This is a genomic window from Actinomadura rugatobispora, from assembly GCF_042656285.1.
GTDB lineage: Bacteria > Actinomycetota > Actinomycetes > Streptosporangiales > Streptosporangiaceae > Spirillospora > Spirillospora rugatobispora.
The window spans coordinates 42485-65558 of sequence record NZ_JBHSON010000035.1; the positions used below are offsets into that span (position 1 = coordinate 42485).

Below are 23074 nucleotides of genomic sequence, written 5' to 3' on the forward strand. Positions count from 1 at the left end.
CGAAAAGCAGGTCAGGCGGGCTGGACCAGCTTCGCGAAGGCGATGAGATTCTCTTTGTAATGCCCGGTGCCCGCGTCGAAAGCGCCACCGCAGGTGACCAGACGCAGCGAGGAGTAGTCGATTTCCTCGCCGAACACCTTCTGGTGAGGGAAGGCGTCCTTGTCCACGCTCTGCAGGCGCTGCACCGCGAAAGTCGCGGTGGAACCGTCCTGCCGGACCACCTGGATGAGATCGCCCGCCTTCAGTTCCTTCAACCGGTAGAAGACGGCCGCCTTCTTGCCGGCGTCCACATGCCCCAGGATCACCGAGGGACCGGCCTCGCCGGGCGTGACGCCCTCCTTGTACCAGCCCGTCAGGTCGGGACGGCTCAGCGGAGGCTCCTCGATCCGCCCGTCGGGCCGCAGCCCGATCTGGGAGACCGGGGCGGAGACGCCGATCTTGTCGATCTTGATCGTCTTCGGCAGGGACTCGCTCATCGGCGCCGCGTCCCGCCGCGCCTTCTGCGCGGTGGCCGCGGCCGAGGGCGAGGCGGCCGCGGGGACGACCGGGGGATCGTCGCCGCCGCCGTCGTCACCGCCGCAGGCGGTCAGCAGGAGAGCGGAGAGCAGCACGCCGGCCGCCGCGGCCAGAGCCCGGCGACCGGCGGCATGCGCGCTGCGAAGGAACGGCGTGCGCTCGGGCAACTCAGGAACGCTCCTGCCCGATCCCGCGGCGGCGCAGCAGCACGACGCCCGCGCCCGCGGCGGCCAGCACGGCGGCCGACCCGCCGGCCAGCAGCGCGGCCGAGCCGCCGCCGCCCGCCACCGTGCTGCCGTCACCGGTGTCGATCCGGCCGGTGGGGATCTTCCCGGTCGGCTTCTTCGGCGACAGGTCGCCCTTCTCGGGGCTGGTGGAGTACTTGACCGAGCCGTGGTTCTTGCAGGTCACGGTCGCCAGCGTGGGGTCGGGGAGCGAGGACTTGAACGTGCCCGTCGCCGTCCAGGTCTTCTCACCGGCCTTCTTCACCGGCAGCGGGTTCTGCGTGTAGCCGTTGCCGGTGATGGTGACCTCGGTCGGGCAGGTGACCGTGAACGTGGTCTTCCCGTTGGGGACGACGCGGGTCGTGGACAGCTTCACGTCGTCGTACCCGAAGTCGAACTTCGGCTGCTCGGGCTCGTCGTCGTCCTCGGCGGTCACGGAGACGCGGAGCGTGAACTCCTCGCCCTCCATCTCACAGGTGAAGAACGCCTGGTAGGTCTTGCCCGGGGCGACCTTGTTCGTCGTGGCGACGGCCGTCCAGGTGCCGTTGTCGCCGGCCTTCTCCCACACCGGGAACCCGGTGAACAGCCCGCCGTCCTCTTCCTGGACCGGCTTGGTGTCGCACTCGGTCGCCTTGAGGTTCAGCTTGCCGCCCGGCACGAACGGGTCGGGGGTCGCCGAGATCTTCGGGTCGGCCCAGGCGGGACCCGCCGAGAGGGCGACGGCGGCGACTCCCGCCGCTCCGGCCGCGGCCAGTCGTCTGATGGTCATTGACATTCCCTGTGGTCAGGCGGGGTTTCCTGTCACTGGCCTTTATACGACGCTTATGTGGCCGCAGTGGTTGACGTGAATTCCGCCCTTTTCGTTGATCAGCCGCCGGTCAGCCCTTGAGCGCGCCCGCCATCAGACCGCGCATGAAGAAACGCCCGAGCAGAAGGTAGACCAGCAGCGTGGGCAGCGACGCCAGCAGCGCCGAGGCCATCTGCTGGTTGTACTGGACGGCCACCGCCCCCGACCCCGCGGTGTTGTTGAGCAGCACCGTCACCGGCCAGCTGTCGGGCGCGCCCAGGAACACCGCGAACAGGAAGTCGTTCCACGCCGAGGTGAACTGCCAGATCAGCGTGACCGCGAACGCGGGGCCCGACACCGGGAGCACGATCGACCAGTAGGTGCGCAGCATTCCGGCGCCGTCCACCCGGGCCGCCTCGATCAGCTCGTCCGGGATCGTGACGTAGTAGTTCCGGAAGATCAGCGTGCAGATCGGGATGCCGTACACCACATGGGTGAGGACCAGGCCGCGAATGGTGCCGACCAGTTCGATGTCGGTGAGCATTCCGGCCAGCGGGATCATGACCGCCTGGTACGGGATGAACATGCCGAACAGGAACAGCGTGAACACCGCGTCCGAGCCCGGAAAGCGCCATTTCGACAGCACGTAACCGTTCAGCGACCCGAGCACCGCCGAGATCAGCGACGCGGAGACCGCGATCTTGACGCTGTTCTCCAGGCCGGGCCGCAGCGTCTCCCACGCCGACGACCAGCCCTGCGTGCTCCACTGCGCGGGCAGGTTCCAGGCGGTGCTCGGGTCGGCCTCCTGGAGCGACTTGAAGCTGGTGACGAACAGCACGTACACCGGCATCAGGAAGACCAGCACGAACGCCATCAGGATGACGAAGCGCACGATCCGCATGGTGCGGGGGTCGCGCAGCCGGGAGCGCCGCGCGTCCGGCGCCTTCTTCGCACCGGGCCCTCCCGCCGCCGGCTTCGCGGCCGTCCCGGCGCTCATCGGGGGCGCTCCGCCCGCACCGACCACACCAGGTAGGGGATCACCAGCACCGCCACCGCGAGCAGCAGGTAGGTGGCGATGGTGGCGCCGTTGGCCGGGTCGTGGGAGTCGAACACCTCCACGTACGTGGCGATGGCCGGCACGTACGTGATGATCTGCTTGCCCGCGATCGCCATGATCAGGTCGAACACCTTCAGCGAGATATGGCCGAGAATGATCAGCGCGGAGAGCGTCACCGGCCGCAGCTGCGGGAAGACGACGTACCGGTAGACCTTCCACTCGGAGGCGCCGTCGACCCGCGCGGCCTCCCGCAGGTCCTCGGGCACGGCGCGGAACCCGGCGAGGTACAGCGCCATCACGTAGCCCGACATCTGCCAGATCGCGGGCAGCGCCATGGCCGCCATGCCCCAGGCGGGGTCCTGCCACCAGTTGTTGGCCAGCGCGTCCAGCCCGGTCTTGCCGAACAGCTGGTTGAGGCCGACCGCGCGCTCGGGCGGCGCGGGGTTCATCAGCCAGCGCCACACCACCCCGCTGGCGATGAACGAGATCGCCATCGGGAACAGGTAGACGGCGCGGAACCCCGCCTCCCACCGGATGCCCTTCTCCATGAGGAAGGCGAGGAACGCGCCCAGCAGCAGCGCGCCGCCCACGAACACGACGGTGAACAGGAGCGCGTGCCGGACGGCCGGCGGCCAGCTCGGGTCGTCCCACAGGTCGACGAAGTTCCGGCCCTTGTCGAACCCGTACGGCGTGACCTCGTCGTGCCGCCCGCTCACCGCGACCCGCGTGTTCCAGAAGATCAGCCCGTAGACGAACAGGCCGATCGCCAGGATCGACGGCGAGACCAGCAGCAGTCCGGGGAGCCATCGCCGGCTGCGTCCCGGCGTCCACCGGCGTCTCACGCGGGCGCTCTCCAATCGCGTCAGTCGAGGGCGTTGCCAGCGTCGCCGGTCACTGGGCGTTGCTCTTGGCGGCGGTCACCAGGGCCTGCTGCAGCTTGCCCACGTTCCTGTCCTGCAGGAAGAGGCCCACCGCGGTGTCGATGTCGGTGTGCCACTTCTTGTTGGAGTACACGCCGTGCCAGAACGAGCCGGCGAGCTTGACGCCGGGCTTGTTCCACTCGTTGAACGCGTACTCCAGGTAGCCCTTGTAGAGGCTCTTGTCGGCGTCCTTGCGCGCGGGGATGGAGCCCTTCTTCGGGTTGAAGATGTCCTGGCCCTCCTTGCTGGAGACCTGCTTGAGCCAGGCCAGGGCCCCGCCGCGGTGCGGCGCGTCGCGCGGCAGCGTGAAGCTGTCCGAGAGCCACATGTAGGTGCCCTCGGTGCCCGGGGACGCCGCGTACTTGAAGTCGGTGTCCGGCTTCTTGCCGAGCCCGTTGGGAGCCGGGTTCACGAAGTAGCCGTAGGCCCAGTCGCCCATGATGTTGAAGGCGGCCTTGCCGTCCACGACCGCCTTGGACGCGCCCTGCCAGTCGGTGGAGGCCGCCTCCGCCGTCGTGTACTTCATGATCTCGGCGAAGTCGGTGAGCGCCTTGGTGACCGCGGGGCTGCTCCAGTCGCCGCCCGGCTTCCACAGCGCGTTGTAGGCGTCCGTGCCCAGGTCGCCGAGCAGGACGTTCTCCAGCAGGTGGTCGGCGGTCCACTGCGCGCCCAGCGACAGCGGCACCTTTCCGGTCTTGTCCTTGACGGCCTTCAGCGCGGTGATGAACTCGGCGATCGACGCGGGCGGCGCGGAGATCCCGGCGTCCTCAAGGATCTTCGGGTTGTACCAGAGCACGTTGGAGCGGTGGATGTTCACCGGCACCGAGTAGATCTTGCCCTGGTAGGTGATCTGCTCCAGCAGTTGCTGCGGGTAGGCCTGCTTGAGGTTGTTCTCCTCGTAGAAGGAGTCCAGCGGCTCGATCTGGCCGGCCTTGATGTAGTCGAGCAGCTCGGCGCCCGCGTGCCCCTGGAAGGAGTCCGGGGGCTTGCGGTTCTGCAGCCGGCTGGCCAGCACGGCCTGCGCCTGGGTGCCCGAGCCGCCGGCGATCGCCGCGTTGGTGAACTTGATCCCGGGGTTCTTCTTCTCGAAGTCGGCCTGCAGCGCCTTCAGGCCGTCGGCCTCGCCGGGCCCGGTCCACCAGGAGAAGACCTCCACCTCGGAGCTGTCGCCGCCGCCGTCATCGCCGCCGCCGCAGCCGGAGAGCGCCAGCGCGCCGCCGATGGCCACGGCGGCGATCGCCTTCCACCGTCCTCGCATCGCACGTCCCTTCGTCACCCAGAAGAACAAGCGTCTGCTCGACGGCGGGAGGGGTCAACAGGGCGAGGCGAAAAGAGATCTCGCGGTTACCGGGTGGCGGCCGGGTGGTGATGATCGTGGCCGGGCCGCTACCAGGCCAGGGACGGGGGGAGGCCGCCGACGCCCGCGTCCGGCCAGCTCAGCGGGGCTCCGAGCGGGGCGAGCTCGGCCATCTGCAACCGGAACCAGGGCGAGGACTCGGGGCGCTCGGCCAGCGCCAGGCACTCCTCCCACGTCCACCACCCGGCGTCCTCGACCTCCTTGGGGTCGCGCCGGACGGCGGGCGCGGCGGTGGCGGTGAGCGCGCGCACGACCGGGCAGCGCTCGTTCTCCAGCGTCCCGTCGTCGGCGGTCGCGCGGTAGCGGAACCCGGGCAGGACCGGCACCAGCGAGCGCGCCGACACGCCGAGCTCGTCGCGCAACCGCCGCAGCACCGCCGCCCGCAGCCCCTCGCCCGGACCCGGGTGGCCGCAGCAGCTGCCCGTCCACACGCCGGGGAAGGTGCGCTTCACCAGTGCGCGCCGAGTGATCAGAACCTTGCCCTCCGTGTCCACCAGAAAGCATGAAAAAGCCAGGTGGTAGGGGGTCTCCCGGTGGTGGCTCGGCACCTTGGGCGCCGATCCGATGACTTCGTCGACCTCGTTGAGCAGCACGATCTCTTCGACACCCATGGCCACCTTCCTACCCCATGGTCCACGATCTCTCGCGTGAGGGTTCTGTGCGGGAAACGTGAGGGAATTCGGTCACCGGTACGCGGCGGGCAAAGCGCGACTAAACTCGGAACGGCCCGAGTCCAGGGGCAGAGGGGCCCCTGATGGAGGAGTTGACGCGCGTGTCTCTGCTGGAGTCGATCAAGGGTCCCGAGGACCTCAAACGACTGGACGCCACGCAGGTGCCGCGGCTCGCCGGGGAGATCCGGGAGTTCCTCGTGGACGCCGTGGCCAAGACCGGCGGTCACCTGGGCCCCAACCTGGGAGTCGTCGAGCTCACGATCGCGCTGCACCGGGTCTTCGACTCGCCGCGCGACAAGATCCTCTTCGACACCGGCCACCAGGCCTACGTGCACAAGCTGCTCACCGGCCGGCACGACTTCGGCCGGCTCAAGCAGCGCGGCGGCCTCTCCGGCTACCCGAGCCGGGCCGAGTCCGAGCACGACATCATCGAGAACTCGCACGCCTCCACCGCGCTGTCGTACGCCGACGGGCTGGCCAAGGCGTTCGAGCTGCGCGGCGAGAGCGACCGCGTGGTGGTGCCCGTGGTCGGCGACGGGGCGCTCACCGGCGGCATGTGCTGGGAGGCGCTCAACAACATCGCCGACGGCAGGGACCGCCGCGTCATCATCGTGGTGAACGACAACGGCCGCTCCTACTCGCCGACCATCGGCGGACTGGCCAGCCACCTGGCCGACCTGCGCGTCACCTCCACCTACGAGACCGCGCTGGAGCTGGTCAAGAAGACCGTCCCGCGGGCCCCGGTCGTCGGCACCGTCGCCTACGAGGCGCTGCACGGCATCAAGAAGGGCCTCAAGGACATCCTGCAGCCGCAGGCGATGTTCGAGGACCTCGGCCTCAAGTACGTCGGCCCGATCGACGGCCACGACGAGCAGGCCGTCGAGCACGCGCTGCGCAAGGCGCACGACTTCGGCGGCCCGGTGATCGTGCACTGCATCACCCGCAAGGGCCACGGCTACGCGCCCGCGGAGAACGACGAGGAGGAGCAGTTCCACTCGCCCGGCCCGTACGACCGCGAGACCGGCGTGCAGAAGCCCAAGGGCCGGATCTGGACGAACGTCTTCAGCGAGGAGATGGTCGCGCTCGGCGCGGAGCGTCCCGACATCGTCGGCATCACCGCGGCGATGCTGCACCCGGTGGGCCTGGCCGCGTTCGCCGACGCCTACCCCGACCGCACCTACGACGTCGGCATCGCCGAGCAGCACGCGGTCACCTCGGCGGCGGGCCTGGCGATGGGCGGCATGCACCCGGTCGTCGCCGTCTACGCCACGTTCCTCAACCGGGCGTTCGACCAGGTGCTGATGGACGTGGCGCTGCACCGGCAGGGCGTCACCTTCGTGCTGGACCGTGCCGGTATCACCGGTGACGACGGGCCCAGCCACAACGGTATGTGGGACCTGTCGATCCTGCAGCTCGTCCCGGGCATGCGGATCGCGGTGCCGCGCGACGGCGCGCGGGTGCGCGAGCTGCTGCGCGAGGCGGTCGAGGTCGACGACGCGCCCACCGCGCTGCGCTTCCCCAAGGGCCCGGTCGCCGACGACATGGAGGCGGTCGGCGCGCTCGGCGGGATGGACGTGCTGGCCCGGCACGACGGCGCCAACGGCGCCCGGGTGCTGGTGGTCGCGGCCGGCGCGATGGCCGCCCCGGCGGTCGAGGTGGGCGAGCGGCTCGCCGCGCAGGGCATCGGCGCCACGGTGGTCGACCCGCGCTGGGTCAAGCCGCTCGACCCGGCGCTGGTGGAGGCCGCCGCGGGGCACAGCATGGTCGCGGTCGTGGAGGACAACGGCCGGGTCGGCGCGGTCGGCGACGCGGTGGCGCGGCTGCTGCGCGACGCCGACGTCGACACGCCCGTCCGCACGTTCGGGATCCCGCAGGAGTTCCTCGACCACGCCAAGCGGGCCATGCTCCTGGCCGATCTGGGGCTGACCCCGCAGGACCTCGCCCGCGACATCATCGAGGCGGTGTCCCGGGCCACCTCCGCCGAGACGCGGGAGCCCGCCCCGTCCGACTGAGCGGCCGTGCGCGGTATCGCTTCGCGATCTGGCCGGTGAGGCTCGCCTCACCGGCCAGGCCGTGTTTCAAAGTCCCGGCCTACGGCGCTCGCCTGGCGGCTCGCTCCTCACCGGGCCTTGGCGAGCGCGGCATCGCGCTCGCGCGGTACCTGGGGCCGCTTTGAGGCAGTCCCTAGAACCCCGGCGGGCCGGCGAGCTCGCGCGGCATGGCCGGCATGCTCGGCTCCTGCGGCAGGTTGGAATCGCGCAGCATGGCGGGCATGCGCGGCTCGCGCAGCGGGCGGCTCGGCCTGCGCGACTCGCCGCGCGGCTGCTGCGGCTGCTGCGCCTGGTGCGGCTTGTGCGCGGTGCGCTTGGGCGTGGTCGGCGTCTGCCTTGCCGGTCGGCGCGGCCCGCCGGGGCCGGAGCTCGTCGCGGCTGGAGCCTTCTGCGCGGCGGGCTTGCGTGCGGCCCCGGACGTGCCGTTCGCGGCCGGCCTGGCCTTTTGGGCGTTCTGACCGGTGGCGCCTCGCGGCCTGCCGGACGCGGCCCCCTGGCCGCGACCGCCGGCGACGCTGTGCGTCCGGCGGATCTCGGCACCCTGCGCCGTCGCCACGTACACGAACTCGGTGAAGCTGGTGCGCCCGTCGGCGCCCACGCGGGCCTCCCGGACGTGGAGCTCCGCCCCATAGGGCCGCGCGGTCATCTCACTGGACGAGTGCGCGGTGGAGGAGTCGGCCCACACCACCGTGGGCGTTGCCGTGACGAGGCCGAACGCGGCAAGGCCCGGCAGGGCGATGCGGCGTGCCGTGCGTCTGCTCATGGAAGTCCTTTACGAGAGGCAAGATCCTGAACGGCCCCGCCCGTGAGCGCGGGCGGGGCCTGGAACCGGGAACGGGTCCCGATCAGGGACGTCAGTCGGCGAAGCTGCCGACCTTGAACGATGTGGCGCCGTGCTTGTCAGCGATCGTGCCCCACTTCTTGAAGAAGGCCTTGCCGTGGCGGTGGTTGCCCTCCTTGCCGCCGTCCTTGCCCTCGTGGCCGTGGCCGGCGGCGGAGACGAGACCGAAGGACGCCGCGCCCTTCGGGGTGGCCGTCTCGAACTCGCGGGAGTGCCAGGTGTCGGCCATCGCCGCCGACCCGAACATGGCCATCCCGGCAGCGGCGAAGCCGACGATCGCGACGCGTTGCACGTTGTTCATTTCTTCGTTTTCCCTTCTCACCCCGACGGCGCCCTCGCACCGTCGCGGCCCAGTGGTCGCGGACCGTCCCCCGATCACGACCTCGGTGGCGGCCCGCGCGCTTCCACGCCAACAACTACCCCACGTGCATGATCAAACACAGTTCGTGATTAAACGTCGCCGGACGCGTACTTGGCCCTCTCCTGACCTGTACGCCGTTTGGTTTCAAAGCGTCGCCGTCTGGTAACAGTGTGTAGTTGACCGAAGTGATCAAGGTTTCGGCGTGACGGGAGACGAAGAACATGCGACACATGAACGCAGGACACGGGAACGGCAGACCCGGGAACGGGCGGGGCGCGGGGGCGGTCCGGCGGGCCGCGCTGCCGGCGGCGGTGCTGGCGGTGGTGACCGCGCTCCCCGCGGCGGCGGTGGCGGCGCACACGCCCGCCGCGGAGGAGGATGAGCCGACTTCGCTGGCGTGCCCGGAGGGCGTGGGGGACGAGGACGAGCTCGCCCAGGCGTTCCGGACGGGCGGCACCATCCTGCTGGAGTCCCGCTGCACCTACACCCTGACCAGGCGGCACGGCAAGGTCTCGGCGCTGCCGCCGATCGAGAACGACACCGTCATCGACGGCGGGGGCTCCACGATCGCCTGGGGCGGCAGCGAGCGGGTCGGGTCGCTGCTCGAGATCGCCGGGTCGCAGATCCGGCTCGAGCTGCGGGACGTCCACTTCAGGCCCGGCGCCGGGATGACCCTGATGCGGGTCCGGAGCGGCTCGTCGGTGTCGGTCAGCCAGACCGGGGGCGGCCGCGACCTGGCCAACCTGCGCGAGGGCGACAACGCCAAGGGCACCGTCAGGGACAAGTTCGAGGATGCGGGGAAACTGGCCTCGTGGCTGCTGCCGGCGCTGGGGGAGGCGCCCGCCATGCTGGGGGAGGCGGTGCGGGAGGAGCTGGCGGAGAGGTCCGACCGTTAGACGCCCTCCGCCGACGCCAGTCGCCAGTAGTGGGTGATGGACGCCGCGGCGGTGCCGAGGTCGCGGCCGGAGTAGGTCCACCGGCCGCGCAGCCGCCACGGCCGTCCGGCGCCGTCCTGGACGAACACCTGCAGAGGGAAGGTCGCGTCATGCGCCCGGATCACTCCGGACGGATCGACGGTCGGCCGTAGTTCGGGCTCGCCCTCGCAGCGCACGCCCATGACGCGCGTCCGCGGATCCTGGCGCAGCAGGCCGCGCGTGAGGTCGTACACGAGCACGGACACGTAGTCGGGGCCGAGCCACCGCAGATCGGGCAGCCTGCCGGGAGGGGGGAATCCGTACAGCTCTGGACCGCCGGTCACACGCGCACCGTAGCGCTCCGGTCAGGTCTGCGTCACCACCCCGTGGCGGGGATTGTCCGGCGGCCCAGGTGGTCTCCGCGGTGTCGGAACGGACCATTCACCGGCGTCAGCCGGGGTGGCAGGCCGACCGCATCGCCTCCCAGCGGGCCAGCTTGACCCGCTCGCCGCGGCCCAGCGAGCCGGCCAGCTCGATCTCGGCGGTGTCCAGGTTGAGCCAGTCGGCGTAGGTGACCACGCGCAGGCCCCGAGACTCCAGCAGTTCCTCGACCGTGCGGTCGGGGCGGGGGCCCTCGGGGTCGAGGTCCTCCAGCAGGTGCCGGACGGTCTCGGCCGCGTCGGACTTGTTGGTGCCGACGACCCCGGTGGGCCCGCGCTTGATCCATCCGGCCACGTACTCGCGCGGGATAGCGGCGCCGTCCGGGCCGGTGATCCGGCCGCCCTCGTTCGGCACGACGTAGGCGCGCTCGTCGAACGGGACGCCGTCCAGCGCCACGCTCTGGTAGCCGACCGAGCGCAGCACCAGGCCGACCGGGAGCGTCTCGAACTCGCCGGTGCCCCGCACCCGGCCGTTCTCGTCCAGCGTGGTGCGCTCGACCCGCAGCCCCTCGACCCGCTCGGTGCCGAGGATCTCCACGGGGGCGCGCCAGAACCGCACGTCGATGCGGCGCGGGGCGCCGCCGTCCGGTTCTCCGGTCCAGCCGCCCAGGACCTTGACGTTGCCGCGCACGTGCCGGTCGGACTCGACCTGCTCCGCGCTCGCCGGGTCCAGTTCCATGTCCTCGGGCCGCACGTGGACGGCCACGCCGGGCAGCTCGCCCAGCTCGCGCAGCTCCTTGGTGGTGAACTTGGCCTGCGCCGGGCCGCGCCGCCCGATCATGTGGACGCGCTTCACCCGGCTGGCGGCCAGCGCCTCCAGCACCTGCTCGGGCACGTCGGTCTCGCGCAGCTCGTCGGCGGTCTTGGCCAGGATCCGCACCACGTCCACGGCCACGTTCCCGACCCCGATGACCGCGACCTCCTCGGCGGTGAGGTCGAAGACGTGGTCGGCGGCGTCGGGGTGGCCGCAGTACCAGTTGACGAAGTCGGTGGCGGCGATGCTGCCGGGCAGCTCCTCGCCCGGCACGCCCAGGTGCCGGTCGACCATGGCGCCGGTGGAGTAGAGCACCCCGTCGTAGCAGTCGAGCAGGTCGGCCCGGGTCAGGTCGCGGCCCAGCTCGACGCAGCCGAAGAACCGGACGGCCGGGTTCTCCAGGACCTTCTGCAGGTAGCGGGCGATCGACTTGATGGACTTGTGGTCGGGCGCGACCCCATATCTGACCAGCCCGTACGGCGTCGGCAGCCGGTCGAAGACGTCCACGCGGACGTTCCCGTCGGTCTGCTTGACGAGGGCCTCGGCGGCGTACAGGCCCGCGGGCCCGGAGCCGATCACTGCGACACGCAGAGGAGCAGCCATGCGCGCCATTGTGCCCATCCGGCCGCGCGAAGGACACAGCGACCCCGGAAGAGGTTGCGAATTCGCAGGTCACAGGGGTGTAGCGCAGGCGCGCCGGGCGCGTCAGCGGGCCCCGGCACGGTGCGCGGCGGCGCCGAGGCGGCTCTTCCGGCGGCCGTAGGCGAAGTAGATCAGGAAGCCGATCGCCATCCAGACCAGGAACCGCAGCCAGGTCTCCACCGGCAGGTTGAGCATCACGAACAGGCAGGCCAGCACCGACAGCGCCGGGACCAGCGGCACCAGCGGGGTGCGGAAGGCGCGGTGCAGATCGGGACGGGTGCGGCGCAGCACCACCACCGCGATCGACACCACCACGAACGCGAACAGCGTGCCGATGTTGACCAGTTCGGCCAGCGCGGCCAGCGGGATGAACCCGGCCAGCACCGCCGCGATCACGCCCATCAGGATGGTCGAGCGGTACGGCGTGCCGAACCGCGGATGCACGGCCGACAGCCACTGCGGCAGCAGTCCGTCCCGGCTCATCGCGAAGAACACCCGGCTCTGCCCGAGCAGCAGGATCAGCACCACGGTGGTGAGACCGGCGACCGCGCCGATGCTGATGATGGTGGCGAAGCCGGGACTGCCGACGGACTTGAACGCGTCGGCCAGCGGCGCGGCCTCGCTGAGTTTCGTGTAGTTCTGCATCCCGACCACGACCAGGGACACCGCCGCGTACAGCACCGCGGTGATCACCAGCGAGCCGATCAGGCCGAGCGGCAGGTCGCGCTGCGGCCGGCGGGCCTCCTCCGCGGCGGTCGCGACGATGTCGAAGCCGATGTAGGCGAAGAACACGATGGCGATGGCGGCGAAGATGCCGAACCAGCCGTAGCTGACCGGGCTGATGCCGAACAGCACCTGCAGCAGCGGGGCCTGGAGCCCCTCGACCGCCGGGGTGGGCTCGGCCGGCGGGATGAACGGGGTGTAGTTGTCGGCCGTGACGTAGAACAGCCCCGCGATGATCACCAGCAGGACCACCGACACCTTGATGGCCACGACCACCGCGTTGACCCGCGAGGAGAGCTTCACGCCCAGCACCAGCACCGTGGTCACCGCCAGGACCAGCAGGATGGCGGGCACGTTGACGGCACCGCCCTCCGTGCCCGGCGGATTGGCCAGCGCCGGCGGCACCGTGAGCCCCACGGTGTCCAGGAGCGACACCGCGTACCCCGACCAGCCGACCGCGACCACGGCCGCGGCCAGCGCCAGCTCCAGGATGAGGTCCCAGCCGATGATCCAGGCGGGCAGCTCGCCGAGCGTGGCGTAGGAGAAGGTGTAGGCCGACCCCGCCACCGGGACCGTCGAGGCGAACTCGGCGTAGCACACCGCCGCCAGCCCGCACACCACCGCGGCGAGGACGAACGAGATCGCCACCGCCGGCCCGGCCTTGTCCTTGGCGACCTGCCCGGTCAGCACGAAGATGCCGGTGCCGATGATCACACCGACGCCGAACACCACCAGGTCCACCGCCGACAGCTCGCGGCGCAGCCGGTGCTCGGGGGACCCGGCCTCGGTGTCGCGGATCGACTCCTCGACGCTCTTGGTACGGAACAGGCTCACGCCGTCCTCCTCGGCGGGGGGAATGGTATGGACCTATGATCGCCATTTGCGACCGTCCGAAACCAGCGCGTGATGGTTCGGGAGGAACGCGCGGAAAGGGCGTTCCAGAGTGAAAACTCTGGAACGCCCTGTTCGCGATCCGCGGCAGACCTCCGGGCGGAACCTCCGGTGTCAGCGGGGCGGCGAGGCCACGCCTGGCTCCAGGAAGCGGACGCCGTTCACCCGCTCCGCGATCCCGGTCCGGTCCAGGTACGGGGTGATGCCGCCCAGGTGGAACGGCCAGCCCGCGCCCAGGATCATGCACAGGTCGATGTCCTGCGCGGCGGCCACCACGCCCTCGTCCAGCATGATCCGGATCTCCTCGGCCAGCGCCCGCAGCGCCCGGTCCAGGACCTCCTCCTCGGTGGACGGCGACGTGCCGCCCCCGAAGAGCTCCACCGCCTCGGGGTCGAGGGTGAAGTCGGGCCGGTACACCCCCGTCTTCCCGGCCTTGACGAAGGCGGCGAACTTCTCCGACAGCGGGAAGCGGCCGGGGAACGCGCCGTGCAGCGTCTCGTTCACGTGCAGCGCGATCGCCGGGCCGACCAGGCCCATCAGCACGAACGGCGGCATCGGCAGCCCGAGCGGGGCGGCGGCGCGCTCGGCCGTCTCGATCGGGGTGCCCTCGTCCACGGTCTGGATGATCTCGGCCATCAGCCGCAGCAGGATCCGGTTGACCACGAACGCGGGCGCGTCCTTGACCAGCACGCACGACTTCTTCAGCGCCTTGCCGGTCGCGAACGCGGTGGCCAGCGCCGCCTCGCCGGTCCGCTCGCCGCGCACGATCTCCAGCAGCGGCAGCACCGCGACCGGGTTGAAGAAGTGGAAGCCCACGACCCGCTCGGGGTTCTTGAGGCCGGAGGCCATCTCCGTGACCGACAGCGAGGAGGTGTTGGTCGCCAGCACGCACTCGGGGGAGACGTACTCCTCCAGTTCGGCGAACACCTTCTGCTTGACCGACATCTCCTCGAACACGGCCTCGATCACGAAGTCGGCGTCGGCGAAGGCGTCCTTGGCCAGCGAGCCGCCGATCAGCGACTTGAGCCGGTTGGCCTTGTCCGCCGGGACGCGGCCCTTGGCGACCAGCTTGTCGATCTCGCCGTGCGCGTACCCGACGCCCTTGTCCAGGCGGTCCTGGTCGAGGTCGGTCAGGACGACCGGGACCTCCAGGCGGCGGGCGAACAGCAGTGCCAGCTGCGAGGCCATCAGGCCCGCCCCGACCACGCCGACCTTGGTCACTTGACGGGCCAGCTCCCTTGCGGGCGCCCCGGCGGGCCGCTTGGCGCGCTTCTGGGTGAGGTCGAAGGCGTACAGTCCGGCGCGCAGCTCCTCGCTCATGATGAGGTCGGCGAGCGCTTCGTCCTCGGCGGCGAAGCCCTCGTCGCGGGTGCGGTCCTTGGCGGCGGCCACCAGGTCGAGGGCGCGGGTGTACGACGGCGCGGCGCCGTGCAGCTTGCCCTCGACCGTCCAGCGGGCCTGCGCGATCGCGTCGTCCCACGCCTTGCCGGTGTCGACGGCGGGCCGCTGCACCCTGATGTCGCCGTTGAGGACGCGGGCGGTCCAGGCCAGCGACTCCTCCAGGAAGTCGGCCGACTCGAAGATCGCGTCAGCCAGGCCCAGCTCGTGGGCCTCCCGGCCCTTGATCATGCGGTTCTGGGCGAGCGGGTTGTCGATGATGACCTTGAGCGCCCGCTCCGCGCCGACCAGCCGGGGGAGCAGGTACGTGCCGCCCCAGCCGGGCACCAGGCCCAGGAACGCCTCCGGCAGCGCCAGCGCCGGGACGCCCGCGGAGATCGTCCGGTACGAGCAGTGCAGGGCGACCTCCACGCCGCCGCCCATCGCCGCGCCGTTGACGTAGGCGAAGGAGGGCACCTCCAGCTCGCCCAGCCGCCGGAACACCTCGTGCCCGAGCCTGCCGATGGCGTGCGCGTCGCCCCGCTCCCGGATCAGCGGCACGCCCTTGAGGTCGGCCCCGACCGCGAAGATGAACGGCTTGCCGGTCACGCCGACCGCGGCGAGGTCGTCGCGGGCGGCCACGGCGTCCAGCGCGGCGTTCAGCTCGGCCAGGCCGGCGGGGCCGAAGGTGTTGGGCTTGGTGTGGTCGTGCCCGTTGTCGAGGGTGATCAGCGCCAGCGTGCCGGCGCCGTACGGCAGCGCCACGTCCCGGACGCGCGCGTGCGTGACGACCTCGTCGGCGAAGAGTTCCTTGATGCCCGTCACTTGGCGCCCTCCCGGTTCGCGTTCTCCCAGAGGACGGTGCCGCCCATGCCCATGCCGACGCACATGGTGGTCAGCCCGTACCGGACGTCGGTGCGCTCCTCGAAGAGGCGGGCCAGCTGGTTCATCAGCCGGACGCCGGAGGAGGCCAGCGGGTGGCCGAGCGCGATCGCGCCGCCCCACGGGTTCACCCGAGGATCGTCGTCGGCGAGCTTGAAGTGCTCGAGGAACGCCAGGACCTGGACGGCGAACGCCTCGTTGATCTCGATCAGGCCGATGTCGTCCATGGTGAGGGCGTTGCGGGCGAGCAGCCGCTCGGTGGCGGGCACCGGGCCGACGCCCATCACCTCGGGCTCGACCCCGGCGAAGGAGAAGTCGATCAGCCGCATCCTGGGCGTGAGGCCCAGCTCGCGGGCGACGTCCTCGGCGGCCAGCAGGCAGGCGGTGGCGCCGTCGTTGAGCCCGGCGGAGTTGCCCGCGGTGACGTTCCCGGCGACCCGGAACGAGGTCTTCAGCCCGGCCAGCCCCTCCATCGTGGTGCCGGGGCGGGGCGGCTCGTCCTCGGTGGCCAGGCCCCATCCCTTCTCCACCGAGCGGATCGCGGTCGGCACCAGGTCCGGCTGGATCCTCCCGGCGGCGTAGGCGGCGGCGACCTTCGCCTGGCTGCGCACCGCGTACGCGTCGGCGCGCTCCTTGGTGATCTGCGGGAACCGGTCGTGCAGGTTCTCCGCGGTGGAGCCCATGACCAGCGCGGACGGGTCGACCAGCTTGTCGGCGAGGAAGCGCGGGTTGGGGTCGACGCCCTCGCCCATCGGGTGGCGGCCCATGTGCTCGACGCCGCCGGCGATGGCCACGTCGTAGGAGCCGAAGGAGATGCCCGCTCCGGTGGTGGTCACGGCGGTCATCGCGCCCGCGCACATCCGGTCGATGGCGAATCCGGGGACGCTCTTGGGCAGCCCGGCCAGCACGGCGGCGGACCGGCCGATGGTCAGGCCCTGGTCGCCGGTCTGGGTGGTGGCGGCGATGGCGACCTCGTCCACCCGCTCGGGCGGGAGGGACGGGTTGCGGCGCATCAGCTCGCGGATCGCGCGGACGACCAGGTCGTCGGCGCGGGTCTCCGCGTACAGGCCCTTGGGGCCCGCCTTGCCGAACGGCGTGCGTACGCCGTCGACGAACACGACGTCACGTGCGGTACGGGGCACGGCTCGGCCCTCCTCTACTCGTCGGTAACCTCAATACTACTCGTCAGTAACCACTGACTCCCGCGAGGTCCGGCGAGGCCGCCCGCGGCGCCCTTGTCCACTGGGGGAACCCGTGGGTAACGTGGCCGGAAATCACCGGAGGAGGGCACGGTGGTGCACGCGAGGCCCGTCTATCGTCCGGGGGCGCGACGGCGGATCGGGCACGTGCGCGACCTCACCGCGCTCGTGCTGCGTTCCGGGGTCGTCTCCCACGGCCGCCCGCTCCGCACGTTCCGGCAGATGGGCGCGCTGCGCCGGTGGGGCACCACCCTCGCCGGCCTGGTGGCCGCCGCCGTCGCCCGCGTCCCCGACCGCCCCGCCGTCATCGACGAGCGCGGGATGCTCACCTTCGCCGAACTCGACGACCGCAGCACCCGGCTCGCCGTCGGGCTGCCCCTGGACGGCCCGCGCCCCCGCGTGGGCGTGCTGTGCCGCAACCACCGCGGCATGGTCGAGACCCTGGTGGCCTGCAGCAAGCGCGGCGTCGAGGTCGTCCTGATCAACACCGGGTTCGGGGCGGGACAGGTGCGGGCCGTGCTCGGCGAGCTGCGGATGGACCTCATCGTCGCCGACGCCGAGTTCGCGCCGCTGCTGGCGACCGTGCCGATCGCGCTGCGCCGTACCGTGGTGTGGGCCGACCACGCCCCGGGGCCCGAGGGCGGCCCGCCGGGCCCCGCCACCGGCTCCGGCCCCTTCGCCGCGCCCCCGCCCGCGACCGGCCACGCGGGGCCGACCCTCGACCAGATCGTGCACTCCGCGCCCGCGCCCAAGCTGGCGCCGCCGCAGGTCCAGAGCCGCACCATCGTGCTCAGCTCGGGCACCACCGGACGGCCCAAGGGCGCCCGCCGCCGCCCCCGCCCCGGACTCTGGTCGCTGGCGTCGATGGCCTCCCGGATCCCGCTGCGCGCCCGCCAGACGATGATCATCGAGGCGCCGCTGTTCCACACCTGGGGGTACGCCGCCCTCCAGATGGCCTGGGGGCTGCGCGCCCCCGTCGTGCTGCGCCGCCGCTTCGACCCCGAGGCCACGCTGCGCTCGATCGCCGCGCACCGGAACACCGCGGTGTTCCTCGTCCCGGTGATGCTGCACCGGATCATGGAGCTGCCCGAGGAGGTCCGGGGCCGGTACGACGCCTCGTCCCTGCGCATCGTCGCGCTCAGCGGCGCCGCCCTCCCCGGCGACCTGGCCACCCGCTTCATGGACGCCTTCGGCGACCGGCTCTACAACGTGTACGGGTCCACCGAGGTGTCCTGGGTCTCCATCGCCACCCCCAAGGACCTGCGGGCCGACCCCCGCACCGCCGGACGGCCGCCGCGCAACACCTCCCTGTCCATCCTGGACGAGGACGGCGCCGCGGTCGGCCGCTCCACCATGGGCCACATCTTCGTCGCCAACGAGCTGCTGTTCGAGGGCTACACCGGCGGCGAGCCCATGGAGGTCCGGGACGGCCTGCTGGCCACCGGCGACCTCGGCCACATCGACCACCGCGGCCTGCTGTTCGTGGACGGCCGCCGCGACGGCATCGTGGTCTCGGGCGGGGAGAACATCGTGCCGCGCGACGTCGAGGACGCCCTGACCCGGCTGCCGCAGGTGCACGAGGTCGCCGTGATCGGCCTCCCGGACGCCACCTGGGGGCAGCGGCTGGCCGCCTACCTGGTGCTGCGGCCCGGCGCGGCCCTGGACGCCGACACCGTCCGCGCGCACGTCCACGACGAGGTGGCCCGGTACGCCGTCCCGCGCGACGTGCACTTCATCGACGAGCTGCCCCGCAACGCCACCGGCAAGGTCGTGCACCGGTGGCTGGCCGCCGGACCCCGCGGATCGGCGCCCGAAGGCCGGGTCAGCTGGTCGCGCCCGCCCGCGACCCCGGGAGCGCGGCCGCGTCCGGGCATGGAACTGGCCGCCGCGCCCATCCCCGACGACGTCGATCCGCCGCCGCCCCGAGAGGACGGCCCTACGGCACCGGATCCCGCACCGGGGCCGAGCTCCGCCCCGCAGTGACCCGTCCCGGCGGCGCCGCCTCCGCGGACGACACCGGGAACCGCAGCGTGATCGCCAGGCCGCCGTCCGGGCGCGGCACGGTCTCGACCGTGCCCCCGTGCGCCTCCACCACCGCCCGCACGATCGACAGCCCCAGCCCCGCCCCGTCCGCCGACCCCACCCGGTCGGCGCGCAGCCGCCGGAACGGCTCGAAGATCCGCTCCACCTCGTAGGACGGGACGGGCTTGCCGGTGTTGGCCACGTGCAGGACCGCCGACCCGCCCCGGGTCCCGGTGCGCACCCACACCCTCCCGCCCGGCACGTTGTACTTCAGCGCGTTCTCCAGCAGGTTCACCGCGCAGCGCTCCAGCAGCACCGGATCGCCGTCGACGGCCGCGTCCCCCAACCTGGCCTCCACCTCGATCTCGCCGGACGGCTCCTCCAGCTGGTCCAGCGCGCTGCGCACCACGTCCGGCAGCGGCGTCGCGGTGCGGGCCTGCGGCTCCCGCTCCGAGCGGGCGAGCAGCAGCAGCCCCTCGATCAGCCGCTCGTGCCGGGCGGTGTTGCCCAGCAGCACCTCGGCCAGCGCCTTGGTCTCCGGCGGGTTCTTCCGGCTGGCCAGCGCCACCTCCAGCACCGTCCGGTTGATCGTCAGCGGGGTGCGCAGCTCGTGCGAGGCGTTGGCGACGAACCGCCGCTGCGCGTCGAAGGCGCCGCCGAGCCGGTCCAGCATCCGGTCGAAGGTGTCGGCCAGGTCCTTGATCTCGTCCTGCGGCCCGTCCAGCGAGATCCGCTCGTGCAGGGTGCTCTCCGACAGCCGCCGGGCGGTCGCGGTGACGGTGTGCAGCGGGCGCAGCATCCGCCCCGCCACCAGGTACCCGATCAGCACCGCGACCACCCCGAACGCCAGCAGCATGAGCAGCGAGGTCTGCAGCAGCTGCGCCAGCACGTCGGCCTTCTGCTCGTTCAGCTGCCGGTTGAGCTCGGCCTTGGCCATCGCGACCGCCTGCGCCCGGTCGGCCGCGGTGAGGATCCGCTCCACCTGCGCCGGCCGGATCGCCCCGCCCATCGGGTTGACGCTGAACCGCTCCTCGATGGCCCGCGCGGTGAGGAAGTAGCTCACCGCGACCAGCACGGTGATCGACACCAGGAACAGCGACCCGTACACCAGGGTCAGCCGGGCCCGCACGCTCATCCGGGTCATCGGGCCTCCAGCCGGTAGCCCGACCCGGTCACCGTCTCGATCACCGGCGGCTCGCCGAGCTTCTTGCGCAGCGTGGCCATGGTGACCCGGACGATGTTGCTGAACGGGTCGATGTGCTCGTCCCAGGCCCGGTCCAGCAGCGCCTCCGCGCTCACCACCCCGCCGTCGGCGCGCAGCAGCTCCTCCAGCACGGAGAACTCCTTCCTGGTGAGCCGCAGCGCGCGCCCGTCGCGGGCGACCGTGCGCCGGTGCGGGTCCAGGCGGATCCCCGCCCGCTCCAGCACCGGCGGCACCGCCCGCCCCGACCGCCGCGCCAGCGCCCGCACCCGCGCCACCAGCTCGTGGAACACGAACGGCTTGGGCAGGTAGTCGTCGGCGCCGAGCATCAGGCCGTCCACCCGCTCGTCCACGTCCCCGGCCGCGGTCAGCATCAGGATCCGGCCGGGATGCCGTCCGGCCAGCTCGCGGCAGACGTCGTCGCCGTGCACCGTCGGCAGGTCCCGGTCCAGCACGACCACGTCGTAGTCGGTGTACGAGGCGCGCTCGAGGGCGTCGTCGCCGTCGTACACGACGTCGACGGCGATCGCCTCCTCGCGCAGCCCCTCGGCGATCGTGTCCGCGAGCACGCGCTCGTCCTCGACGATCAGTACGCGCACACCAGCCCCCTCCCGGTCCGGGCCCCTGGCGAACCCGGGGCCAGCATGCACGACCCCGGGTTAAACGCCGATAAGCCCGGCGGTCAGCGCCTGATGGAGACCGCGTCGTAGGGGGTGTCGGGGGTGGGGGTGGTGGTGAAGCGGGCGTTGGGGAGGTAGAGGCGGTCCTTGTAGCGGGCGACGGTCGCCGGTACGTCGAACTTGGCGTCGCCGACGCGTTCCACCACCCGCGCCTTGGAGCCGTCCCGGGCGACCTTGAGGACGGCCACCACGTTGAGGCGGTTCTGCACCACGAAGAGGGTGTCGCCGTTCAGCAGCATGCCGTCGCCGTTGGGCAGGGACTCCCCGCCCAGGTCGACGGTCGTGGTGTGACCGCTCTTGGGGTCGACCTTGAACAGCGTGCCGGTGTTGGACTGGACGATCAGCAGCGACCTGCGGTCGGGGGTCTGCGCGATCCCGTTGGCGTTGACGCCCGTCTGGTAGGCGATCTCGCCCGTGAGCGGCAGCGTGCGGGCCTTGCCGTGGACGCCGCGCGGCAGCCGGTACAGCACCTTGTTGGTCGAGTCGGTCACCCAGGCGGCGTCCCTGGTCAGCACCACGTCGTTGACGAACGCGGGGGCGGTACTCAGGACGTACCGCTTCAGCACCTTCCCGCTGCGCTGGTCGATGACACGGGCGTCGCCGCCGCTGCCGCCCGCGACGTACAGCAGCCCGTCACCGGTCTTGAGGCCGAGGGAGGGGGTGCCGGGGCCCGCGCTGAACACGCCGCCCCTGCCGGTGCGCAGGTCGGCGCGGTAGATGCGCCCGTCCACGCGCGACCCCAGGTAGGCCACCGGGCCGGGGCCGATCGCGATGCCCTCGGGCTGGAAGCCGGCCGGGAGGGCGATCCGGTCGGGGAAGGGATGCGTTCCCGCCTGGGCGGCGCCCGCGGGGACCAGAAGGCCCAGCGCCACAACGGCCGGCAGCAATCGTGATCTTCTCATGTCCCCCAAGATCGCGCGTTTCGGACGACGGTGACAGGCCCATCGTGCTCGGGAACTGGCAGGATCAGGCCACCCCGTTCGGGAACCGTCCGGTACGCGGCGGACGGGCGAGGATGGGCCGATGACGACCGAACCGAACCTGATCCCCCGCCCGTCCCGGATCGACTGGAACGGGGAGTCCGGGCCGTTCACCGGGGACGTGCGCACCCGCGTCGACCCGTCGCTCGCGCCGGAGGCGTACCGGCTGACCGTCTCGTCCGGCGGCGCCGAGATCGCGGGCGGTGACGACGCCGGGGTCTTCTGGGGGCGCCAGACGCTGAGGCAACTGCGGGGCCTGGACGCGTTCCGCCGCGCCCCCATCGAGCGGGAACCGGCCACGGTGCCCTACGTGACCGTCGAGGACGCGCCGCGCTTCGCCTGGCGGGGTTTCATGCTCGACGTCGCGCGCCACTTCCTGCCCAAGGACGACGTCCTGCGCTACATCGACCTGCTGGCCGCGCACAAGCTCAACGTGCTGCACCTCCACCTCACCGACGACCAGGGGTGGCGCGTGGAGATCGAGCGGTACCCCAGGCTCACCGAGGTCGGCGCCTGGCGCCGCCGGACCCGCATGGGCTGGGGCGAGCCCCTCCTCTGGGACGAGCGCCCGCACGGCGGCTTCTACACCCGCGACGACCTGCGCGAGATCGTCGCCTACGCCGCCCAGCGGCACGTCACGGTCGTCCCAGAGATCGACCTGCCGGGCCACTCGCAGGCGGCCATCGCCGCGTACCCGGAACTGGGCAACGCCGACGTCCTCGATACCGCCTCGCTGGAGGTGATGACCGACTGGGGCATCAACCCCAACGTGCTGGCCCCCACCGAGGCCGTGCTGCGCTTCTACGAGGGCGTGCTGGAGGAGGTGCTGGACATCTTCCCCGGCCGGTTCGTCCACATCGGCGGCGACGAATGCCGCAAGGACCAGTGGCGCGCGTCGCCCACCGCCCAGGCGCGCATCCGCGAACTCGGCCTCAAGGACGAGGACGAACTCCAGTCCTGGATGATCCGCCACTTCGACCGGTGGCTCGCCGAACGCGGGCGCCGCCTCATCGGCTGGGACGAGATCCTGGAGGGCGGCCTGGCGGAGGGCGCCGCCGTGATGTGCTGGCGCTGGTACCGAGGCGGCGTCGCCGCCGCCCAGGCCGGCCACGACGTGGTGATGTGCCCCCAGCAGGAGGTCTACCTCGACCACGTCCAAGCCCCCGGCGACCAGGAGCCCGTCCCCTTCGGCTGGGTCCACACCCTCGAAGACGTCTACCGCTTCGAGCCCGTCCCCCCGAGCCTGGCGGGGACGCCCCACGCGGCCCGCGTCATCGGCACCCAGGCCAACCTGTGGACCGAGGTCGCCGAGAACCGCGCCCGCGTCGACTACCAGGCGTGGCCCCGGCTGGCCGCGCTCGCCGAAGTGGCCTGGTCCCGCCTGCCCGCCCCGGACGAGCGCGACTACGACGACTTCGAGCGCCGGATGAACGCGGCGCACTACGCCCGCCTGGACGCGCTGGGCGTCGACTACCGCAGGCCCTCAGGCCCACGCCCCTGGCAGCAACGCCCAGGCATCCCAGGCCGCATGCACAACAAACCCCGCCGCCCCTGGCACACGGCCTGACCGGCGACTAACCCAGG

20 protein-coding genes are annotated in these 23074 nt (G+C 71.9%); 4 read left to right on the forward strand and 16 right to left on the reverse strand.

The features are described 5' to 3' along the window. Positions 1-11 precede the first annotated feature (11 nt). From ACFPZN_RS24295 to idi, 6 genes are all read right to left on the reverse strand, one after another. Positions 12-683: a class F sortase gene (locus ACFPZN_RS24295; RefSeq protein WP_378284427.1), complete on the reverse strand. Its 672-nt coding sequence runs from the start codon at positions 681-683 to the stop codon at positions 12-14. A 1-nt stretch (position 684) separates the two neighbouring features. Next, complete coding sequence (locus tag ACFPZN_RS24300) at positions 685-1509, reverse strand: hypothetical protein (RefSeq protein ID WP_378284428.1); 825 nt, start codon at positions 1507-1509, stop codon at positions 685-687. Between the two features lie 109 nt (positions 1510-1618). After that, the gene (locus tag ACFPZN_RS24305) at positions 1619-2428 is read right to left on the reverse strand and encodes a carbohydrate ABC transporter permease (protein WP_378284483.1); all 810 of its coding nucleotides are present in this window, start codon (positions 2426-2428) and stop codon (positions 1619-1621) included. 92 nt (positions 2429-2520) lie between these two features. Next, complete coding sequence (locus ACFPZN_RS24310) at positions 2521-3426, reverse strand: carbohydrate ABC transporter permease (protein WP_378284429.1); 906 nt, start codon at positions 3424-3426, stop codon at positions 2521-2523. 49 nt (positions 3427-3475) lie between these two features. Beyond that, positions 3476-4762 (reverse strand): ABC transporter substrate-binding protein, encoded by a 1287-nt coding sequence (locus ACFPZN_RS24315; protein ID WP_378284430.1) that lies wholly within the window; start codon positions 4760-4762, stop codon positions 3476-3478. A 128-nt stretch (positions 4763-4890) separates the two neighbouring features. After that, positions 4891-5472, reverse strand: a complete 582-nt coding sequence (gene idi, locus ACFPZN_RS24320; protein WP_378284431.1) for an isopentenyl-diphosphate Delta-isomerase — start codon at positions 5470-5472, stop codon at positions 4891-4893. Positions 5473-5633: 161 nt separating this feature from the next. Here idi and dxs point away from each other — a divergent pair, with 161 nt between their 5' ends. Continuing rightward, positions 5634-7544 (forward strand): 1-deoxy-D-xylulose-5-phosphate synthase, encoded by a 1911-nt coding sequence (dxs, locus tag ACFPZN_RS24325; protein ID WP_378284432.1) that lies wholly within the window; start codon positions 5634-5636, stop codon positions 7542-7544. A 172-nt stretch (positions 7545-7716) separates the two neighbouring features. Here the strand turns inward: dxs and ACFPZN_RS24330 are convergent, their stop codons facing one another. Both ACFPZN_RS24330 and ACFPZN_RS24335 read right to left on the reverse strand, forming a co-directional pair. Next, positions 7717-8346: a hypothetical protein gene (locus ACFPZN_RS24330; RefSeq protein WP_378284433.1), complete on the reverse strand. Its 630-nt coding sequence runs from the start codon at positions 8344-8346 to the stop codon at positions 7717-7719. Positions 8347-8437: 91 nt separating this feature from the next. Next, on the reverse strand, positions 8438-8725 hold the full coding sequence (locus ACFPZN_RS24335) for a hypothetical protein (RefSeq protein WP_378284434.1): 288 nt from the start codon (positions 8723-8725) through the stop codon (positions 8438-8440). A 290-nt stretch (positions 8726-9015) separates the two neighbouring features. Here ACFPZN_RS24335 and ACFPZN_RS24340 point away from each other — a divergent pair, with 290 nt between their 5' ends. Continuing rightward, positions 9016-9681, forward strand: a complete 666-nt coding sequence (locus ACFPZN_RS24340; protein ID WP_378284435.1) for a hypothetical protein — start codon at positions 9016-9018, stop codon at positions 9679-9681. Here the strand turns inward: ACFPZN_RS24340 and ACFPZN_RS24345 are convergent. The 5 genes from ACFPZN_RS24345 to ACFPZN_RS24365 all read right to left on the reverse strand — a co-directional run bounded on the left by ACFPZN_RS24345 (position 9678) and on the right by ACFPZN_RS24365 (position 16550). Continuing rightward, positions 9678-10043, reverse strand: a complete 366-nt coding sequence (locus ACFPZN_RS24345; protein WP_378284436.1) for a hypothetical protein — start codon at positions 10041-10043, stop codon at positions 9678-9680. The two genes, ACFPZN_RS24340 and ACFPZN_RS24345, sit on opposite strands and share 4 nt — an antisense overlap. Before the next feature lie 106 nt (positions 10044-10149). Beyond that, a complete protein-coding gene (locus tag ACFPZN_RS24350; RefSeq protein WP_378284437.1) occupies positions 10150-11505 on the reverse strand; it encodes an FAD-dependent oxidoreductase in 1356 nt (451 codons plus the stop codon). Positions 11506-11598: 93 nt separating this feature from the next. Then, positions 11599-13092, reverse strand: a complete 1494-nt coding sequence (locus tag ACFPZN_RS24355) for an amino acid permease (RefSeq protein WP_378284438.1) — start codon at positions 13090-13092, stop codon at positions 11599-11601. A gap of 171 nt (positions 13093-13263) precedes the next feature. Next, the gene (locus ACFPZN_RS24360) at positions 13264-15351 is read right to left on the reverse strand and encodes a 3-hydroxyacyl-CoA dehydrogenase NAD-binding domain-containing protein (protein WP_378284439.1); all 2088 of its coding nucleotides are present in this window, start codon (positions 15349-15351) and stop codon (positions 13264-13266) included. Then, positions 15348-16550, reverse strand: a complete 1203-nt coding sequence (locus tag ACFPZN_RS24365; RefSeq protein ID WP_378284440.1) for a thiolase family protein — start codon at positions 16548-16550, stop codon at positions 15348-15350. The genes ACFPZN_RS24360 and ACFPZN_RS24365 overlap by 4 nt, the downstream gene beginning before the upstream one ends. A gap of 150 nt (positions 16551-16700) precedes the next feature. Here ACFPZN_RS24365 and ACFPZN_RS24370 point away from each other — a divergent pair, with 150 nt between their 5' ends. After that, entirely contained in the window at positions 16701-18590 is a 1890-nt protein-coding gene (locus ACFPZN_RS24370) for an AMP-binding protein (RefSeq protein ID WP_378284441.1), read from the forward strand. Here the strand turns inward: ACFPZN_RS24370 and ACFPZN_RS24375 are convergent. The 3 genes from ACFPZN_RS24375 to ACFPZN_RS24385 all read right to left on the reverse strand — a co-directional run bounded on the left by ACFPZN_RS24375 (position 18544) and on the right by ACFPZN_RS24385 (position 21412). Continuing rightward, positions 18544-19764, reverse strand: coding sequence for a sensor histidine kinase (locus ACFPZN_RS24375; protein ID WP_417281730.1), 1221 nt, complete (start codon positions 19762-19764; stop codon positions 18544-18546). The genes ACFPZN_RS24370 and ACFPZN_RS24375 overlap by 47 nt on opposite strands. 5 nt (positions 19765-19769) lie before the next feature. Further along, the gene (locus tag ACFPZN_RS24380; RefSeq protein WP_378284443.1) at positions 19770-20429 is read right to left on the reverse strand and encodes a response regulator transcription factor; all 660 of its coding nucleotides are present in this window, start codon (positions 20427-20429) and stop codon (positions 19770-19772) included. 83 nt (positions 20430-20512) lie between these two features. After that, positions 20513-21412 carry an NHL repeat-containing protein gene (locus ACFPZN_RS24385; RefSeq protein ID WP_378284444.1) on the reverse strand — a complete coding sequence of 300 codons (900 nt, stop codon included), beginning with the start codon at positions 21410-21412 and terminating at the stop codon, positions 20513-20515. Positions 21413-21533: 121 nt separating this feature from the next. Between ACFPZN_RS24385 and ACFPZN_RS24390 the strand changes: the two genes are divergently transcribed. Next, positions 21534-23057 carry a beta-N-acetylhexosaminidase gene (locus ACFPZN_RS24390; RefSeq protein WP_378284446.1) on the forward strand — a complete coding sequence of 508 codons (1524 nt, stop codon included), beginning with the start codon at positions 21534-21536 and terminating at the stop codon, positions 23055-23057. The last annotated feature ends 17 nt before the right edge of the window (positions 23058-23074 follow it).

Excerpts from the sequence above, each read along its gene's own strand:
- ACFPZN_RS24300 (WP_378284428.1), bottom strand. The coding sequence starts at position 1,509 with ATGACCATCAGACGACTGGCCGCGGCCGGAGCGGCGGGAGTCGCCGCC.
- ACFPZN_RS24385 (WP_378284444.1), bottom strand. The coding sequence starts at position 21,412 with ATGAGAAGATCACGATTGCTGCCGGCCGTTGTGGCGCTGGGCCTTCTG.
- ACFPZN_RS24335 (WP_378284434.1), bottom strand. The coding sequence starts at position 8,725 with ATGAACAACGTGCAACGCGTCGCGATCGTCGGCTTCGCCGCTGCCGGG.
- ACFPZN_RS24330 (WP_378284433.1), bottom strand. The coding sequence starts at position 8,346 with ATGAGCAGACGCACGGCACGCCGCATCGCCCTGCCGGGCCTTGCCGCG.
- ACFPZN_RS24390 (WP_378284446.1), top strand. The coding sequence starts at position 21,534 with ATGACGACCGAACCGAACCTGATCCCCCGCCCGTCCCGGATCGACTGG.
- ACFPZN_RS24340 (WP_378284435.1), top strand. The coding sequence starts at position 9,016 with ATGAACGCAGGACACGGGAACGGCAGACCCGGGAACGGGCGGGGCGCG.
- ACFPZN_RS24375 (WP_417281730.1), bottom strand. The coding sequence starts at position 19,764 with ATGAGCGTGCGGGCCCGGCTGACCCTGGTGTACGGGTCGCTGTTCCTG.
- ACFPZN_RS24305 (WP_378284483.1), bottom strand. The coding sequence starts at position 2,428 with ATGCGGATCGTGCGCTTCGTCATCCTGATGGCGTTCGTGCTGGTCTTC.
- ACFPZN_RS24350 (WP_378284437.1), bottom strand. The coding sequence starts at position 11,505 with ATGGCGCGCATGGCTGCTCCTCTGCGTGTCGCAGTGATCGGCTCCGGG.
- idi (WP_378284431.1), bottom strand. The coding sequence starts at position 5,472 with ATGGGTGTCGAAGAGATCGTGCTGCTCAACGAGGTCGACGAAGTCATC.
- ACFPZN_RS24315 (WP_378284430.1), bottom strand. The coding sequence starts at position 4,762 with ATGCGAGGACGGTGGAAGGCGATCGCCGCCGTGGCCATCGGCGGCGCG.